Here is a 16682-nt window from a genome sequence, read left to right as displayed (position 1 = left end):
CCGTTACGAGAAGACAGCGACCATCTACCTGGCCGGACTCCACATCGCAGGCATCTCCCTGTGGTCCGCACGGTGATCCAAACGAGAGCCCCTAGTCCGGCCACCCGTGCGCGCCAGGGCCTCACTCAGCTTCGGCCGGGCAGCTGAACCCCTCGAACGCAGCGCCTGGGAGCCGTCCTCCTGCCAGGCCGCACGCCACCGCTGCACCGAGCGCACGCTGACCCGCAACCGTTTGGCTACCACCATGTTGTCCTGCCCGGCGTCGAACATCCCCGCGGCCTCCATCTGGATGCACTCCCGAAACGCCCGCCACTCAGTCGTCAGTCCACCGCCTTGCGGATACCTCACGCTTTGGGCATACCGCGTAGGCCGCCACCTGTCACCCCATCGCGACATCACGGCCGGAACGTCAGTAACCACTCCCTGTACGTGGCGACCGCGAACCCGCTGCAGCACCGGCTGTTGTTCGAACGGTTCCTCAGCGAACGCCGCAGTTCGTTGCCCGACATCGACATCGACGTGGAGTCGGTCCGCCGGCTCGAGGTGTACGACAGGATCATCGAGCGGTTCGGGACCGACCGCGTCGCGGTCACCGGCATGCCCGACACGTACCGGGCCCGTCACGCCCTGCGGGACACTGGTTTCGCGCTAGGCATCGCACCCCAGACGGTGGACAAGGTCGCCAAGTCGTTCCCGCACATCCGCGCATGCGACATCACGTCTGCCCTGGCTGAGCTGCTGGAGTTGCGGCAACTTGCCGCGGAGGCGGGACAGTTCGGGCCGTTGTGGGAGCTCGGTGAGGGCCTTGACGCCCCTGCCACGCGGCATGGCGATGCACCCCCGTGCGGCGTGATCCTGAGCAACCGTTTCCTGCTTGAGCGGCTGCCGGTGCAGCCCACCCCCGGCGGCCAGTACCCGATGGCCCAAGGGGACAAGGAGGACGTGGAGGACCTCGGCCTGCTCAAGCTCGATGTGCTCGGCGTACGCATGCAGTCCGCGATGGCGTACGCGGTGCGGGAGATCCACCGGGTGACCGGCAAGGACATCGACCTCGACAACAACCAGCAAGTGCCGCTCGATGACTTCTGGGCGTTCAAGCTCACTCAAGGCAGCGACACCATCGGCCTGTTCCAGCTCGATTCTGTGTCAAGTTCAGTTGTGTTGCGGTATGCGTCCTGTAGGTCCACCTGTCACGCCAGCACTGTCTTTTCTCGCCCTGAGGCAAAGAATCGAGTCATGCTCCCGCTTCGGGCCGCGCCGGAGCCGAATGCTTTGGCGGCTCGGGGTGGGGGCTGAGCGATGGTCTTGTGGGTGCGGCCGTGCCGCGATGAGGAAGAGCTGAAGGTCGTGGTGGTCCTGGTCGTGCAGGCCGGTTTGGTGGGCAAGGACACCTTTGCGTACAGGCGGCAGACGTCGCTGCTTGAATACGGGGCTTGCGCGAGAGCCAGAGCTGTGAGGGCCAGGATGATAGAGATCTTTGAATCGGTGATCCCCATCAAGGGGGCCAGGAAGGCTGGGGTGGATCCCACCGTCGGGGCGCGGACGTGCCGCCCTTGGTGTGGTGAGTGGCGTGCAGGTGTGCGACGCGAACCGCAGGGCGGGTGATCGGTTCTCGCCCGGCCCTGGGGTACATCAAGATCGGAAGCAATCCCAATCCCTCGTTCTTGGAGGTGAATCGGTTAAGTATCCTCATGTTGACGGTGTCATCGATTGCGCGAAGCACGGCTTTCAGTTCGTGCCGGAAGGGGAGGGCTCATGTATGCGGCGTTGGACATCGGAGGGACGAAGATTGCGGGGGCCCTGGTTGACGCGGAAGGACGTGTGACGCGGCGTGCTCAGCGTCCTACCCCGGCACGGGGGTCGTCGCGTGCGCTGATGGGGGCGGTCAACGATGTGCTGGACGCCCTTGCCCGGGACCCGGCTTGGGCCACCATTCGGGGTCTTGGTGTCGCCAGTGCGGGCCCTGTGGATACGGTGGAAGGCACCGTCAGTCCGGTCAACATCCCGGCCTGGCGGGGGTTTCCGCTGGTTCGTGAGGTGCGGGCGCATCCGTTGCTGTTTTCCGGCGTGGAACCCGTGCTCGTGGGGGATGCGGTGGCCATGGCCGCAGCAGAGCATTGGATGGGTGCGGCCCGCGGTGTCGACAACGCGCTGTGCATGGTGGTCTCCACGGGGGTCGGTGGAGGCCTCATCCTCAATGGTCAACTGCACCCGGGGCGTTCGGGGAATGCTGGGCACATCGGTCACATCAGTGTCGATCTCGACGGTGAGGATTGCCCGTGTGGAGCGCGCGGCTGTGTGGAAGGGGTGGCCAGCGGGACCGCGATCGCCCGGCGGGCGCGGGCTGCGGGGTGGGAGCCGCCGCGGGGGGAAGATGCCACGGCTGCGGCAGTCGCGGCATCCGCCCGTCAGGGCGACGCACTCGCCCTGGCCGTATTCGACCGGGCCGCTCAGGCGTTGGCGGCGGGTATCGCTGCCACGGCCACGTTGGTCGAGGTCGATGTCGTGGTCATCGGCGGCGGTGTGGCGCAGGCTGGTGACCTCCTGTTCGCACCGCTGCGGCGGTACCTCGACAGCTACGCCACGCTTGACTTCGCCCGAGACGTCGAGGTGCGCCCTGCGGCCCTTGCGCAGGATGCCGGGCTGGTCGGCGCCGCGGCGGCCGCCCGCACACTGACGGGCCGCGCAGCGGTCCTTGATGCCGGCCTTGCCGGCTAGCGGAGAAGTTGATCGGGCTCTTTCCCTCGCAGGAACTTAACCGGTTCCGCCAAGAGTGTTGTGCTTGGGTGTCTGCCCCCCTAGTGTCATGCCCGTCGCCGAGCGGAATCGTCAAAACCGGCCCGCTGTTTTTGTGTTCTCGCAGTTCAGACAGAGGGCCGGGCAACTCCCCGCGTACCGCTCGGGCACGCCGCTGTCCGGAGTGAGCCGCATCCTCCGGGCAGCGGTCGACCAGGCATCGAGCTGGGCGCCTGGTCTGCTGCGTCCGCGGCTCAGTGGGCGCAGCCTGCACCGCCCCTGATGACAAGGCGTACCGCGGGCAGCTGATGTGGGCTCCCCAAGAACCGGTGCGCACCCATCGAACCAGGAGCAGTACATGAGACGAGCACGAGCCGCAGTCGCGACCGGAGCGCTCATAGCCACCTGCGCCGCACTCCTTGCGGGCGCCCCCGCCACACAGGCGGCCGACACGCCTGGCTTCCACATTCAGGACGGCCGACTGCTGGACGCCAACAACAAGGACTTCGTGATGCGTGGCGTCAACCACGCGCACACCTGGTACCCCGACAAGACCAACCAGGCGCTGAAGGACATCAAGGCCAAGGGCGCCAACACCGTGCGTGTGGTGCTCGGCACCGGCGACCAGTGGACCAAGAACGACACCGCCGATGTCGCCAAGGTCGTCTCCGAGTGCAAGGCGAACCGGCTGATCTGCGTGCTGGAGGCCCACGACACCACCGGCTACGGCGAGGCGGGCGCCGCCGTCTCGTTGTCCAAGGCGGTCGACTACTGGCTGAGCGTCAAGGACGCGCTGGTGGGCCAGGAGAAGTACGTGCTGGTCAACATCGGCAACGAGTCGTACGGCAACACCAACTACAGCGCCTGGACAGACGACACCAAGAACGCCATCGGCCGACTGCGGACCGCGGGCCTGGATCACACACTGATGGTCGACGCCCCGAACTGGGGCCAGGACTGGTCCTTCACCATGCGCGACAACGCCGCAGGGGTCCTGGCCGCCGACCCCGACCGCAACGTCCTCTTCGACATCCACATGTACGGCGTCTACGACACCCCGGCCGAGGTCAGCGACTACCTCAACCGGTTCGCCACAGCCAAACTGCCGGTCGTCGTCGGTGAGTTCGGCGACATGCACTCCGACGGCAACCCGGACGAGGACGCCATCATGTCCACCTCTCAGTCCCTGGGCATCGGCTATATGGGCTGGTCCTGGAGCGGCAACGGCAGCGGCGTCGAGTACCTCGACCTGGTGCAGAACTTCGACGCAGGGCAGCTGACGGACTGGGGCAAGCGCCTGTTCGACGGAACCAACGGCATCAAGGCCACCGCCAAGGAGGCCAGCGTCTTCGGCAGCACCGACGGAGGCACCGATCCGGGGCAGGACAACGGCAGCGGTGCCTGCGCCGTCAGCTACCGCCTGAGTGACTGGGGCAGCTCCTTCAACGCCGATGTCACCGTCCGCAACACGTCGGACCAGAAGATCGACGGCTGGAAGCTCGACTTCACCTTCCCCGGGCAGCAGAAGATCAACTCGGTGTGGAACGCCAAGGCGGCCCAGGACGGCACCGCCGTCCACATCACCCCGGAGTCCTGGACGAACTCCATCCCTGCGGGCGGCACGGTGAGCTTCGGCCTCAACGGTTCCTCCAGCGGCACGAACACCGCGCCGAAGGCCTTCTCCCTCGACGGCAAGACCTGCACCACCGCCTGAACCCCCGTTCAGTGACCGGATGAGTGCCCTCCAGCGGCCGACCGGTAAGGTCGGTCGCTGAAGGGCGGAACCGGTACAGCGGGAGGGTGCATGAAGCGGCCGACGATCGCGGACATCGCGCGTCAGGCGGGTGTCTCCAAGGTCGCGGTTTCCTACGCGCTCAACGATCAGCCGGGCGTTTCCGCGCAGACCCGCGCACAGATCAAGGAGATCGCGCAGGAGGTCGGCTGGCGGCCCAGCAGCGCCGCCCGTGCCCTGAACGGGGCGCAGGCTCGTGCCGTCGGCCTCGCTGTGTGCCGGCCCGCGCGCACTCTCAGCGTCGAGCCGTTCTTCATGGAGCTCATCAGCGGCATCGAATCGGAGCTCGCGCCTCGCTCCATCGCGCTCATGCTGCAGACCGTCACCAGTCACGACGACGAGATCGAGCTGTACCGGCGGTGGTGGGGCGAGGGCCGGGTGGACGGCGCGCTCCTCGTCGATCTGCACGACGACGACCCCCGGGTTCCCGCCTTCGCGGCCCTCGATCTGCCCGTGGTGGCGCTGGGTCCGCCGGCGGCCGCCGGGGCCGTGCCCGCCGTTTGGTCCGACGATGCCGCCAGCATGCGGGAGACGGTGGCCTATCTCTCCGCTCTGGGGCACCGCAGGATCGCACGAGTGGCGGGACTCGCTCACCTGGCGCACACCACGGTGCGCGACGCGGCGTTCGAGGAGAGTTGTCGTGAAGCGGGACTGCTCGAGCCGGTCGTGGTCCACACCGACTACTCAGGCGAGGACGGCGCACAGGCCACGCGCAGGCTGCTCATCTCCGCCGAACGCCCCACCGCGATCGTCTACGACAACGACATCATGGCCGTCGCGGGCCTGTCGGTCGCCCAGGAACTGAACGTGGAAGTGCCGCGCGAGCTGTCCTTGGTGGCATGGGACGACTCGCCCTTTACCCAGGCGGTGCGGCCTCAACTCACCGCTCTGACACGGGACATCCCCGAATACGGGGCCTGCGCCGCCAGGACCTTGCTGGCGACGATCGACAAAGAGCCTGTCGAGCACCTGCAGGTCGCAGCTGCCCGCCTGGTGCCGCGGGCGAGTACGAGCCCACCTCACCCCCGTTGAGGTGGGCCCGTGCCCGGTCGTGGCCTCGCGGTCAGGTCCGCGGGGCGGGTGGCGCGGCCGTCGACGCGCGAGGTGTCAGTGAGGGTGTCCGGACCGGGTGCGGTGTCACGTCCCGGCCGGCGATGACTGTGAACAGCTCCCGGGTGACCTCGGCACCGAAGCCGTGTACATCGTGGCTCATCGCCGACAGGGTCGGGTGGGTCAGGCGGCACAGCTGGGAGTCGTCCCAGGCGAGCAGGGACAGCTCGTCCGGTACCGAGATGCCCATTTCGGCCGCGACGCCGAGCCCGGCCACCGCCATGATGTCGTTGTCGTAGACGACGGCGGTCGGCCGCTCGGGCCGCAGCAGGAGCGAGCGTGTCGCACGGGCTCCTTCCTCGCCGGCGAACCCCGTGGTGACCTGGACTCCAGGGCCCAGGCCGAGATCCAGCAAGGTGTGCTCGAAGGCCCGTTCACGGATGGCGCTGTGCCCCAGGCCCGGGGGGCCGCCCACACGTGCGATGTGCCGGTGGCCGAGGGCGGCGAGGTAGCGCACGGCCTCGGCCATCGCTGTGGCGTCGTCCGTCCACACCGAGGCAATCCCACCCGTCAGATCGGGATGCCCGACCGCCACCGCCGGGAGGCCCAGCTGCTCGAGCGGCGCGATCCGCGGGTCGTCCTGGTGGAAGTCGACCAGGATGGATCCGCCGATCTGACGTTCACGCCACCACGTCTCCTGCAGGGCGATCTCTTCCTCCAAGCTGCTGACCAGACGGAGCAGAAGGGAACAGGAGTGTTCGGCCAGGACGCTCTCGATGCCGGAGATGAACTCCATGTAGAACGGTTCGAGTCCGAGCAGCCGGGCGGGCCGGCACAGGGCCAGGCCGATGGTGTCGGTCCGCTGCGTCGACAGGCTGCGCGCGGAGGAGTTGGGTGCCCAGCCCAGCTCCCGGGCTGTGGCGAAGATGCGCTCGCGTGTGGTCTCGGACAGCCCTGGCTTGTGGTTGAAGGCGATCGACACTGCGCCCTTGGACACCCCGGCGGCGGCCGCGACGTCCTTGATGGTGACACGTTGCATGGAAGCGGTCACGCCGGTTCCACACAGAAGAGTGCCGCGCGGAACGCATTGGCACCCGCGCCCGCGGCCCCGCGTACCCGAATGCGGGTCGTCTCGCCGGGCAACAGCGTGAGCAGACCGCGGTCGGCGGTCGCGTGCGGCGTGAGGCGGTCGGGCTGCAGCAGCAGGTCCCGTACGAGCGTGTGCGCGTGCACGACGAGGTCGACCGTGTCCGGGTCCTGGCCCACCGTCTCCACCGCGATGTCGAAGCGCGGCGCCGGATATCCGAACTCCTTGTCCCGTACGGGAAGATGGAACGCCCGCTGTCCGTCGGCGTCCGCCACGAGGTACTCCTTGGTGGCTCCCGCCGCGGGCCGCACCTCCGGCGGGGCCGGCAGACGCAGGACCTCGCGTGCGGGCACGGTGAAACCGAGCGAGATGCGGGTGGCGAGCGTGCCGTCGGTCCGCATCAGGCGCAGCGTGACCTCGCAGGCCCACGGCACGGATCCCTGGTTCGCCAGGACGAGTTCGGGCCCGTCGGGACCCGGCTGGAGGGTCAGGAGCCGGTCGGCGTACACGCGGCGCAGTTCGTGGTGGAGGGGCTTGAGGCGGCCGTCGCCGTCGATGGCGGACCAGGAGCTGACGGGCCAGCAGTCGTTGATCTGCCACACGATGGTGCCCGCGCAGCGTGGCCAGTTGGCGCGCCAGTGCTCGATGCCGGTGGCGATCGCGCGGGCCTGGACCACCTGCGCGAGGTAGTGCCAGCGGTCGAAGTCGCCCTGGGGTGGGGCGAAGTGGCGCTCGATGCCACGGTTCAGCTTGCCGTTGCCGTCTTCGGCCTTCTGGTGGTGGAGCATGCCGGGAGAGTCCGGCGCGAGGTCCTCGCCGGGCAGCGCACGGCGCAGGGTGGCCAGCGCCGGGGGTGCCTGCCAGCCGAATTCGGAGACGAAGCGGGGCACGTTTTTGAGGTACTCGGTGTAGTCCTGCCGGTTCCACACCTCCCACGAGTGGTACGTGCCGTGGTCGGGGTCGTTGGGGTGATGGTCCCATGAACCGGACCACGGGCTGCCCGCCGAGTAATGCCGGGTGGGGTCCAACTCGGCGACCACGCGGGGCAGCAGGCCGAGGTAGTAGCCCTCGCCCCAGGAGTTGCCGGCGAGTGGCTCTTCCCAGTCCCAGTCGCGAAAACCCCACAGGTTCTCGTTGTTGCCGTTCCACAGGACGAGGCTGGGGTGCGGCATCAGACGTACGACGTTCTCGCGGGCCTCGGCCTCCACCTCGCCGCGCAGTGGCTGCTCCTCCGGGTAGGCGGCGCAGGCGAAGGGGAAGTCCTGCCAGACCATGAGGCCCAGCTCGTCGCACGCGTCGTAGAAGGCGTCGTCCTCGTAGATGCCGCCGCCCCAGATGCGGACGAGGTCGACGTTGGCCGCAGCGGTCTGCTCCAGCCGCGCCCGGTAGCGCTCGGGTGTGATCCGGGAGGGCAGCACGTCGTCGGGGATCCAGTTGACTCCGCGGACGAAGATCCGTTCGCCGTTGACGACGAAGGTGAAGCCGGTGCCGTGATCGTCGGGAGCGCGGTCCAGTTCGACGGTGCGAAATCCCACGCGGCGCCGCCACGTGTCCAGCTCCCGCCCACCGTCGAGCAAGGTCAGTGCCACGTCGTAGAGCGGCTGTTCGCCGTATCCGCGCGGCCACCACAGCCGCACGTCCGGCACGTCGAGTACGACAATGGCGTGGGCGCCGTCGAATTCGGTACGGGTCGAGACCCCTGCCACGGTGGCATGCACGGCGAGTGGGCGGCCCGTGCCGGTCTCGGTGCGTTCGAGGTCGATGTGGAGTTCCACGCGGCCGCGCACACCGTCCACGGTCACCAGTGGCCGCACCCGTGCGATGCGCGCCGTCGACCAGTGTTCCAACCGGACGGGACGCCACATTCCGGCGGTGACTACGGTCGGTCCCCAGTCCCAGCCGAAACTGCAGGCCATCTTGCGGATGTACTGGAACGGCTCGGGATAGACATTGGGCCGGTCGCCGGTCAGTTCCCGCACGGAGTCGGCCTCGTCGTAGGCGGAGTCGAACGTGACACTCAACTCGCCCGACCTGCCCGTGACATCGAACCGGTAGGAGCGGTGCATGTTACGGGTGCGGCCCAACTCCTGCCCGCCCAGCGCGATGTGGGCGGCGGTGTCGAGGCCCTCGAAGACTAGGTCGGTGCGTTCATGTGGGGCGGAGCCGGACGTCATGGTGTCCAGTCGACGTGTGTAGGTCCAGGCCCGTCGCCCCACCCAGGCCACCTCAGTTTCATTCATGCCGAGGAAGGGGTCGGGGATATGGCCGGCAGTCAGCAGATCCGTGTGGACGCAGCCGGGGACCTGGGCATCCAGGGCTCCTCCCTCGTAGCCGAGTTGCCAGCCCTCGGTCAGCTGGACGACGTCCTTCATCAGCGACTCCCATCAGACAGGCGCAGGCCCTGGCCGTGCGCAACGTCCGCCAACCTAACCCTGATTCAATTAACCGGTCCAGTCCACAGAAGTGATCGCGGGGGCACACAACACACCAGGAAGGCGCTGTCGGGTCAGAACGTAGCGGGATGTCCAGGTAACGATTGAGTATCACGCCGGAAATCGCAGCTTTACCGGTTCACGCATGGCTGACATAGTGCGGTCAGCCACCGAGGCCTGAGCCGTAACCCTTGAAAGGAGTTGGGCACATGAGGAGGAAGTCGCTGAGCGCCGCGCTGCTTGCCACCGCGATGCTGACCGTCGCGGGGTGTGGCGGAGGAGGGTCCTCGACAGGGGAGGCGGCGACCGCACCCTCGGACCCCAGCAAGGCGTCGGGCACCATCACCGTGCTCACCAACCGAACTGACCTCGTGCAGAACGGCACGATGAAGAAGTATGCCGCCGAGTTCAAGAAGACACATCCCAAGGTGACGGTGAAGTTCGAGGGCATCACCGACTACGAAGGGGAGGTGAAGATCAGGATGAACACGGACAAGTACGGTGACGTCCTGCTGATCCCCTCGGTGATCGCGAAGGGGGACTATCCGAAGTTCTTCGCCCCGCTGGGCGACACCAAGGACATGGCCCGGCTCTACCGCTTCACCGACAAGACCAACGTACGCGGCAAGCTGTACGGCATAGCGAACTTCGGCACCGTCAACGGCCTGGTCTACAACAAGGCACTGTGGAAGAAGGCCGGCATCGACGACTGGCCGACCACGCCGGCGCAGTTCCTCGAGGACCTGAAGCAGATCAAGGTAAAGACCGGGGTCACCCCGTACTACACCAACTTCAAGGACGGCTGGCCGCTGAGCAGTCCCTGGACCAACAGCGTCGGATCGGTCAGCTGCGACGCGAACGCGTCGGACGCGCTCGCGACGTCCGACAAGCCGTGGGCCAAGGGCAGCGACCTCAACGTCCTGGACACCATGCTCTACGACGTCGTCCACGACAAGCTGTCCGAGAAGGACCCGACCACCACGAACTGGGAGACGTCCAAGACCGACCTGGCCAAGGGGAAGATCGGCAGCATGCTGCTCGGCTCCTGGGCCGTGAACCAGATGCGCGATGCCGCCACCAAGGCGGGTGAGAACCCGGACGACATCGGCTTTATGCCCGTACCGGTCCAGAAGGGCGGCAAGTCCTGCGCCACGATGCTCTCCGACTACCAACTGGCCGTGAACGCGCACTCCGAGCACAAGGCTGCCGCCCGCGCCTGGATCGACTGGTTCACCGAGAAGTCCGGCTTCGCCGCCAAGGAAGGCGGAGTCTCGGCCATTACCTCGATGAGCTACCCGGATGTTCTCAAGCCCTTCCAAGACAACGATGTCAAGCTCGTGGAGCGCTCCGAGGCCAAGACCGAGCAGGTCAACGCCATCGACAACGCCTCCGAGATCGGTCTCGCCAAGCCGGACTACCGGCAGAAGCTGATCGACATCGCGCGGGGCGCCCAGAAGGGCTCTCTGCAGGACTACTTCGACGAGCTGGACAAGCGCTGGGCCGACGCGGCCGCCACCGCCGGCAACTGACCGCGCGCACGCGCCCGGGGCCCCGCCGCCCACCCGGCGGGGCCCCGCACCGCAAGATGCTCGACGCGGACCATGAAAGGGCCGTCCCGCATGACTGACACCACCCCCAAAGCACGACCGGCACCGGATCCCAGCGTCGTTCCCGCCCGACGCCGCTCCCGGCACAGCGCCCCGCCCACCCGGTCCTGGCGCGACCGCCCGCTGCGCAAGATCACCCCGTGGCTGTTCCTTCTGGCGCCCCTCGCGCTACTGATCACGTTCACGTACGTCCCCGTGGGCAACATGATCTATTACAGCTTCACGGACTGGGACGGCGTCAGCCCCGACCGGAACTTCACCGGGCTCGACAACTACACCCAACTCTTCACGCGGCCCGAGCTGTTCAGAGTCTTCGCCGTCAGCTTCTACTATTTGGCCGCGTCGGCCGTGCAGATCGTGATCGCGCTCTACTTCGCGACCGTGCTCAGCTTCGATCTGCGGTTCCGGAATCTCTTCAAAGGGATTCTGTTCTTCCCGTACCTGATCAACGGTGTCGCCATCGGCTTCGTCTTCCTGTACTTCTTCCAGGACGGCGGCACCCTCGACTCGGTCCTTTCGTGGTTCGGGGCCGGCGGCGATCACGCGTGGCTCGGGGATCCGGAGTCGGCGAACACCTCGCTCGCCGGGGTGTCCGTGTGGCGGTTCACCGGACTCAACTTCGTGCTGTTCCTCGGCGCGATCCAGTCGATCCCGGGTGAGCTGTACGAGGCCGCGCAGCTCGACGGCGCGAGCCGCTGGCAGCAGTTCCGGCACATCATCGTGCCAGGCATCAAACCGGTGCTCAGCCTCAGCGTCATCCTGGCGATCTCCGGCTCGCTCGCCGTCTTCGAGATCCCCTACATCATGACCGGCGGCGCGACCGGAACGTCGACCTTCGTCATCCAGACGATCAAACTCGCCTTCCAGTTCAACAAGACGGGACTTGCCTCGGCCTGCGCCGTGGTGCTGCTCCTGATCATCCTGCTGATCACGTGGATCCAGCGGCGCATTGTGCCCGACGACAAGGTAGACCTCGTATGACCACGCTCACGACCTCCGACCTGCCGACGCCCCGCAAGCGGCCCCGAATCGGCACGGCCCTGACGTACCTCTCCTTGGTCGTCGCCTCACTCGTGGTCCTCGTCCCGCTGGTGGTTGTCCTCCTCACTTCCCTGAAGTCCTCCCGGGAGGTGAGTGACGGCGGCGCGCTGAGTCTGCCGCACGACTGGCTGAACTTCTCCAACTACGCGACCGCGTTCAATGACGGGCGGATGCTCACGGCGTTCGGGAACACGGCGTTCATCCTGCTGTTCTCGATCACCGGCACCGTCCTCATCGGTTCGATGACGGCCTACGCGATCGACCGCTTCGAGTTCCGGCTGAAGAAGACGGTCATGGCACTGTTCCTGATAGCCACGCTGGTCCCTGGGGTGACGACGCAGGTCGCCACCTTCCAAGTCGTCAACAGGTTCGGCCTGGTGGACACGCGGTGGGCGCCGATCCTGCTCTACATGGGCACGGACATCGTCTCGATCTACATCTTCCTGCAGTTCATCCGGGGCATCCCGACCTCGCTCGACGAAGCGGCCAGGCTGGACGGCGCCAACACCTTCACCATCTACCGGAAGATCATCCTGCCGCTGCTCAAGCCGGCCATCGCCACCGTCGTCATCGTCAAGGGCATCACGACGTACAACGACTTCTACATCCCGTTCCTGTACATGCCCTCGGAGGACAAGGGGACGATCTCCACCGCGCTGTTCCGGTTCAAAGGGCCGTTCGGCGCGCACTGGGAAGCCATCTCTGCCGGCGCGATCCTCGTCATCCTGCCGACGCTGCTCATCTTCCTCTTCCTGCAGCGCTACATCTACAACGGCTTCGCCCAGGGGGCGACCAAGTAGTCCACGTGCCTGTCCAGTACGGCCTCACCGCTGCCTGCGCCAACGGCGTTCGGTGGCGGTGAGGCCGTACTGGACAGGTGTCGGCGTGGGCATATGAGAGGGCGGCAGGGGTACGGCTGCGCAGCCAGGTTCCGCCGTGCCCGTGTATCGAACTCGTGCAACTGTGGATGTCCCGTCGTCGAGCCTGCCTGGAGCAGTAATTCGACGGCGACGCCTCCCGTCAGCTCGACGCCGTGGTCGAGGGGACCGTGTTGCATCGCGCCCTGCGTGGCCCCGGGCTGACCGAGCGATGGTCGAGGGCGCGGTTGATCGCGTCACGCGTCCGGGGCGGTCAGAGAGTGCCATTTACCCGGTGTCCCTGAGCTGCCAGCGAATTTCCCCCTCATGGCCTTCGTGACTCCAGGAGACCGCGCTGCCACAGGAAGGTCAGGAAGACCCGGTGAGGCGGCCGACGAGGCCCGGCGGTGGGACTCCAAGTACGGCGGCGGGAACTGGAAGGCGAATTCCGTCACCGCCTGCCTCGATCACCGGGCCGGTCCGCTGTAGGCCGCGTGGGACCGCTCCGCCAAGAGCCGCAGGTAGGCGCGGTTCTGCGCGTCGGTGTACCGCCAACTGTCGAAGGTCTGGCTGACGGTGCCGCTGGCCTCGTTCCATGTTATGGACCGAGAGTAGAGACGCCAACTTAGGTGCTCACAGCGGTTTTTCGTCCCAGTTACATATCGCGATGGGGATTCCTTCGGACACCTAGTAGTGCTTCGTTGGGTCTGGTCGTTGGCGCTGATCAAGAGCATGTTGGGTGTGTGGACGCACATGAAGTGAACCGTTTGCGGGCGGAGTTGGAGCTCTTCGTCGCGGATGTGTTCGCCTCGGTGCCTCGCAGGGACCAGCGGGCTGGGGCGAGTGCTATCTGCGGGGGCTGATGCTGGACGGGCGGCGCAAGTCGATCCATCCGATGGCCGAGCGGCTGCCGGACGGGAACATGCAGGCCCTGCAGCAGTTCGTCAGCCAGTCCCCGTGGGACTGGACGCCGGTGCGGCGCCGCATCGCCGAGCGGGTCTGCGAGGTGATCCGGCCCGAGGCGTGGGTGGTCGACGACGTGTCGTTCCCCAAGTGCGGGAAGGCGTCGGTGGGGGTGACCCGGCAGTACTGCGGCGCGCTGGGCAAGCGGGCCAACTGCCAGGTCGCGGTCAGCGTGCACGCGGCCACCGACGTTGCCTCGTGCCCGCTTCAGTGGGCGCTGTTCCTGCCCGAGGAGTGGGGCGGCGATGACGCGCGGCGCAAGGCCGCGGGCGTGCCCGAGGACGTCGGACATCTGCCCAAGCCCCGGCTGGCGCTGGACCTGCTCGACCAGTTGTCCGGGTCGGTGGAGCAGGTGCCGGTGATCGTGGCCGATGCCGGCTACGGCCGCAGCGTCTCCTTCCGGCAGGCGCTGGAGGAACGCGGCTGGTGTTATGTGGTGGCGGTCGATGCCAAGGAGACCGTCCAGGCAGAGGCGGCCGAACCGTCCCGGCCGCCCTATGGCGGGCTGGGGCCGCCGACCCGGCCCTGTTATCGCGGACGTGCCCGGTCTCTGAGGGGCCTGGTCGATGTCACCACACCGTTTGAGCAGGTGACCTGGCGGCGCGGCAGCAAGGGCCCGCTGACTTCTCGCTTCGCGGTGCTCCAGGTCCGGCCCGCGGGCAAGATCGCCCGCCGAACCGCCCAGGAACGGGCCGGTGGACGGGCCCGCTGGGACGGCAGGCTGCCCCTGCGGACCCTGCTGGTCGAACAGGGCGACGACTCCAGCGAGACGACCGGTTACTGGATGAGCAACCTGCCCGCCACCACCCCGATCACGGACCTGGTGCGGTTCGCGAAGATGCGCTGGCGCATCGAGCACGACTACCGCGAACTCAAACACGGCCTGGGCCTGGACCACTTCGAGGGCCGCACCTGGCGCGGCTGGCACCATCACGTCACCCTCGTCACCGCCGCCCAGGCCTTCCTCACCCTGCGGCGCTACGACCCAAAAGCACCGAGCCCGGCCTGAGCCTCTACCAAGTCCTCGACACCCTGCAGGACATACTGCGGTGCTGGACCGGCACCTGCACCACCTGCGGCCAACCACTCACCAGAGCCAGATCCTAACGAAGCACTACTAGGGGGGCTGACAATCCGCCGTCAGCGCGCCGGGCTGGGCTGGCCTGCCAGCTGTCGCACCAGGCTCACCATGGCGGCGCGCTCATTCGCCGGATCTGTAGTACCGCCGAAGATCATGCGGACGGCCTGTGGGACGCTGAACCACCAGGCGCCCAGGGCGAGGATCGCGTAGAAGAGGCTGTCGGGCGCGAGTGTGGGGTCGAGGTCGCCCCTGGCCTGGGCCTGGGCCAGAGCTTCGACCCGTGAGCGGTAGATGGCGGTCCGTTCAGCCTCAGGCAGGGCCGGGATGCCGGTGTCGCGCAGGCCCTCCCAGTGCAGCAGGCGGATGAACTGCGGGCGCGAGCGGTGGTAGTCGTAGAGCTTCCCGGCGTATTCGCCCAGGTCGGTTGCTTGGTCGGCGGTCAGCGGGATCGCGGCGGCGATCCGGTCCAGCTCTGCCTCCAGCACCGCACCGAAGAGCTTTTCCTTGTTGCCGAAGTACTGGTAGATCCGCTCCGGGTTGACTCCTGCCCGGGTGCCGACACGAGCGACCCGTGCGCCTTCGAAGCCGTGCTCGGCGAACTCGTCGATGGCGGCGTCGAGCAGGGCTTGCTTGGTGCGCGCGGTGTCCCAGGCCATGAGCTCATCCTACCCCCTCTCCAAATGACTGTTTGGAATCCGGGCCTCGCCGGAGTTACAGTCCAAACAACCGTTTGGAATTTTCGTCGACCTGTAGGGAGCTGACTGTCATGTCTCACCCGGCGCTTTCCGGCCCGCCCCCCAAGCACCACATGGCGCTCATGATCTGGGTGTCGGTCTTCCCCACCCTCACCGTGCTGGAGCTGCTGTTTCACACCTGGCTCGACGGTCTGCCGATGGTGGTGCAGACACTGATCCTGAGTGCGCTCGTCGTGCCAACCGTCGTCTACGTCCTGATGCCCCGCCTTCACCGGGTCCGCGGAAAGCTGCTGGCCCGGCGCACCCCGCGCGCATCGGCTTAAGGAGGGCCTGGGTGCAGGGCTCGGGCGGTTTCGCGGAGCCAGAGGACCAGCGAGGCGAGGTGGACGCCGGCGCGGTAGCGGTCGGCGAGTTTGTCGAATCGGGTGGCGAAGGCGCGGAACTGCTTGAGGCGCGCGAAGCAGCGTTCGACGACGTTGCGGGCTTTGTAGAGTTCGTGGTCGAAGCTCGGCGGTCTGCCGCCAGCCCGGCCGCACCGCAGGCGGTTGGCCTTCTGGTCGGCCCGCTCAGGGATCACGGTCCGGATGCCCCGCCCTCGCAGGCCGCGGCGGATCGCGCGAGATGAGTACGCCTTGTCCGCGAGGAGCACCTCAGGTTTCCGGCGGGGGCGTCCGGAAGCGACACGAGGCACCCGCAATTCGTCCATCACCGTGTCGAAGGCGGTGGAGTCGTTGACATTGCCCGGCGTGACGACGACGGCCAGGGGCAGGCCGCGGCCGTCGCAGGCAAGATGAACCTTGGTGGTCAGTCCACCGCGTGAGCGGCCCAGCGCCTGGCGAGCCGCCGCGCGTACTGGATCTTCCGGTTCGTCCCCCGCGTCCGCCCCCTTTTACTGCCTCCCGCTGCATGCTGATGGGCTCGGTTGATCGTGGAGTCGACTGACACCGTCCACTCAATAGCCCCGACGGAGTCGTCCCTGACCTGGGCTCGCTCCAGTAGACGAGCCCAGGTTCCGACCGCCTCCCAGCGGCGAAGCGCTCGTAGACCGTCTGCCACGGACCATAGCGTTCCGGCAGGTCGCGCCACGGAGCACCCGTCCTCAACCGCCACAGCACCCCGTTGATCACCTGCCGATGATCACGCCATGGCCGCCCACGACCATCAACACCGGGCAGCAGCGGCGCTATCCACTCCCACGCCACATCCGTCAGCTCACCACGACGACCCACCACAAGATCAATTATCAGACAGGCCCTAGGTCGTGTCCGCAAAGTGGTTGGCGCGTTGGTGTTTTCGTGGTGCGTCGTCATGAGCTGACTGATCAGGCCTGGGTGGTCGTTG

General features: G+C 67.2%; 13 protein-coding genes and 2 pseudogenes. 10 read left to right on the top strand and 5 right to left on the bottom strand.

What is annotated here, in order from left to right:
• Positions 1 to 24: 24 nt before the first annotated feature.
• Positions 25 to 246: a helix-turn-helix domain-containing protein gene (locus ACIA8D_RS41025; RefSeq protein WP_399240512.1), complete on the bottom strand. Its 222-nt coding sequence runs from the start codon at positions 244 to 246 to the stop codon at positions 25 to 27.
• A 183-nt stretch (positions 247 to 429) separates the two neighbouring features.
• Between ACIA8D_RS41025 and ACIA8D_RS41020 the strand changes: the two genes are divergently transcribed.
• From ACIA8D_RS41020 to ACIA8D_RS41005, 4 genes are all read left to right on the top strand, one after another.
• On the top strand, positions 430 to 1296 hold the full coding sequence (locus ACIA8D_RS41020) for a hypothetical protein (RefSeq protein WP_399240508.1): 867 nt from the start codon (positions 430 to 432) through the stop codon (positions 1294 to 1296).
• A gap of 459 nt (positions 1297 to 1755) precedes the next feature.
• Positions 1756 to 2718: an ROK family protein gene (locus tag ACIA8D_RS41015; RefSeq protein WP_399240506.1), complete on the top strand. Its 963-nt coding sequence runs from the start codon at positions 1756 to 1758 to the stop codon at positions 2716 to 2718.
• Positions 2719 to 3094: 376 nt separating this feature from the next.
• Complete coding sequence (locus ACIA8D_RS41010) at positions 3095 to 4450, top strand: cellulase family glycosylhydrolase (protein WP_399240504.1); 1356 nt, start codon at positions 3095 to 3097, stop codon at positions 4448 to 4450.
• Positions 4451 to 4540: 90 nt separating this feature from the next.
• The gene (locus ACIA8D_RS41005; protein WP_399240502.1) at positions 4541 to 5560 is read left to right on the top strand and encodes a LacI family DNA-binding transcriptional regulator; all 1020 of its coding nucleotides are present in this window, start codon (positions 4541 to 4543) and stop codon (positions 5558 to 5560) included.
• Positions 5561 to 5591: 31 nt separating this feature from the next.
• Here ACIA8D_RS41005 and ACIA8D_RS41000 read toward each other — a convergent pair whose 3' ends face one another.
• Together ACIA8D_RS41000 and ACIA8D_RS40995 are read right to left on the bottom strand one after the other, a co-directional pair.
• Positions 5592 to 6617, bottom strand: a complete 1026-nt coding sequence (locus ACIA8D_RS41000) for a LacI family DNA-binding transcriptional regulator (RefSeq protein ID WP_399240510.1) — start codon at positions 6615 to 6617, stop codon at positions 5592 to 5594.
• A gap of 8 nt (positions 6618 to 6625) precedes the next feature.
• On the bottom strand, positions 6626 to 9037 hold the full coding sequence (locus tag ACIA8D_RS40995) for a glycoside hydrolase family 2 protein (protein WP_399240500.1): 2412 nt from the start codon (positions 9035 to 9037) through the stop codon (positions 6626 to 6628).
• Positions 9038 to 9306: 269 nt separating this feature from the next.
• Between ACIA8D_RS40995 and ACIA8D_RS40990 the strand changes: the two genes are divergently transcribed.
• From ACIA8D_RS40990 to ACIA8D_RS40975, 4 genes and pseudogenes are all read left to right on the top strand, one after another.
• On the top strand, positions 9307 to 10626 hold the full coding sequence (locus ACIA8D_RS40990; RefSeq protein ID WP_399240498.1) for an ABC transporter substrate-binding protein: 1320 nt from the start codon (positions 9307 to 9309) through the stop codon (positions 10624 to 10626).
• Positions 10627 to 10716: 90 nt separating this feature from the next.
• Positions 10717 to 11685 (top strand): carbohydrate ABC transporter permease, encoded by a 969-nt coding sequence (locus ACIA8D_RS40985; RefSeq protein WP_399240496.1) that lies wholly within the window; start codon positions 10717 to 10719, stop codon positions 11683 to 11685.
• Positions 11682 to 12545: a carbohydrate ABC transporter permease gene (locus tag ACIA8D_RS40980; protein ID WP_399240494.1), complete on the top strand. Its 864-nt coding sequence runs from the start codon at positions 11682 to 11684 to the stop codon at positions 12543 to 12545. The genes ACIA8D_RS40985 and ACIA8D_RS40980 overlap by 4 nt, the downstream gene beginning before the upstream one ends.
• Positions 12546 to 13345: 800 nt before the next feature.
• Positions 13346 to 14574 (top strand): annotated as a pseudogene (locus tag ACIA8D_RS40975) (IS701 family transposase).
• Between the two features lie 131 nt (positions 14575 to 14705).
• Here ACIA8D_RS40975 and ACIA8D_RS40970 read toward each other — a convergent pair.
• Positions 14706 to 15302: a TetR family transcriptional regulator gene (locus ACIA8D_RS40970; protein ID WP_399240492.1), complete on the bottom strand. Its 597-nt coding sequence runs from the start codon at positions 15300 to 15302 to the stop codon at positions 14706 to 14708.
• Between the two features lie 110 nt (positions 15303 to 15412).
• On the opposite strand from ACIA8D_RS40970, the gene ACIA8D_RS40965 reads away from it, so the two are divergent.
• Positions 15413 to 15664: a hypothetical protein gene (locus tag ACIA8D_RS40965; protein WP_326016332.1), complete on the top strand. Its 252-nt coding sequence runs from the start codon at positions 15413 to 15415 to the stop codon at positions 15662 to 15664.
• Here ACIA8D_RS40965 and ACIA8D_RS40960 read toward each other — a convergent pair.
• A pseudogene (locus ACIA8D_RS40960) lies at positions 15661 to 16573 on the bottom strand (IS5 family transposase). The gene ACIA8D_RS40965 and the pseudogene ACIA8D_RS40960 sit on opposite strands and share 4 nt — an antisense overlap.
• Here ACIA8D_RS40960 and ACIA8D_RS40955 point away from each other — a divergent pair.
• Positions 16475 to 16682 (top strand): hypothetical protein (locus ACIA8D_RS40955; protein WP_399240514.1); only part of this gene is annotated, 208 nt, incomplete at its 3' end. The pseudogene ACIA8D_RS40960 and the gene ACIA8D_RS40955 sit on opposite strands and share 99 nt — an antisense overlap.

It is taken from the genome of Streptomyces sp. NPDC051684 (assembly GCF_044453445.1).
Lineage (GTDB): Bacteria > Actinomycetota > Actinomycetes > Streptomycetales > Streptomycetaceae > Streptomyces.
The sequence above is the reverse complement of the archived record's forward strand: the minus strand, read 5'-3'. Positions and strand labels throughout refer to the sequence as shown.

Excerpts from the sequence above, each read along its gene's own strand:
- ACIA8D_RS40970 (WP_399240492.1), bottom strand. The coding sequence starts at position 15,302 with ATGGCCTGGGACACCGCGCGCACCAAGCAAGCCCTGCTCGACGCCGCC.
- ACIA8D_RS41005 (WP_399240502.1), top strand. The coding sequence starts at position 4,541 with ATGAAGCGGCCGACGATCGCGGACATCGCGCGTCAGGCGGGTGTCTCC.
- ACIA8D_RS40985 (WP_399240496.1), top strand. The coding sequence starts at position 10,717 with ATGACTGACACCACCCCCAAAGCACGACCGGCACCGGATCCCAGCGTC.
- ACIA8D_RS40995 (WP_399240500.1), bottom strand. The coding sequence starts at position 9,037 with ATGAAGGACGTCGTCCAGCTGACCGAGGGCTGGCAACTCGGCTACGAG.
- ACIA8D_RS40965 (WP_326016332.1), top strand. The coding sequence starts at position 15,413 with ATGTCTCACCCGGCGCTTTCCGGCCCGCCCCCCAAGCACCACATGGCG.
- ACIA8D_RS41010 (WP_399240504.1), top strand. The coding sequence starts at position 3,095 with ATGAGACGAGCACGAGCCGCAGTCGCGACCGGAGCGCTCATAGCCACC.
- ACIA8D_RS40980 (WP_399240494.1), top strand. The coding sequence starts at position 11,682 with ATGACCACGCTCACGACCTCCGACCTGCCGACGCCCCGCAAGCGGCCC.
- ACIA8D_RS40990 (WP_399240498.1), top strand. The coding sequence starts at position 9,307 with ATGAGGAGGAAGTCGCTGAGCGCCGCGCTGCTTGCCACCGCGATGCTG.
- ACIA8D_RS41000 (WP_399240510.1), bottom strand. The coding sequence starts at position 6,617 with ATGCAACGTGTCACCATCAAGGACGTCGCGGCCGCCGCCGGGGTGTCC.
- ACIA8D_RS41025 (WP_399240512.1), bottom strand. The coding sequence starts at position 246 with ATGGTGGTAGCCAAACGGTTGCGGGTCAGCGTGCGCTCGGTGCAGCGG.
- ACIA8D_RS41015 (WP_399240506.1), top strand. The coding sequence starts at position 1,756 with ATGTATGCGGCGTTGGACATCGGAGGGACGAAGATTGCGGGGGCCCTG.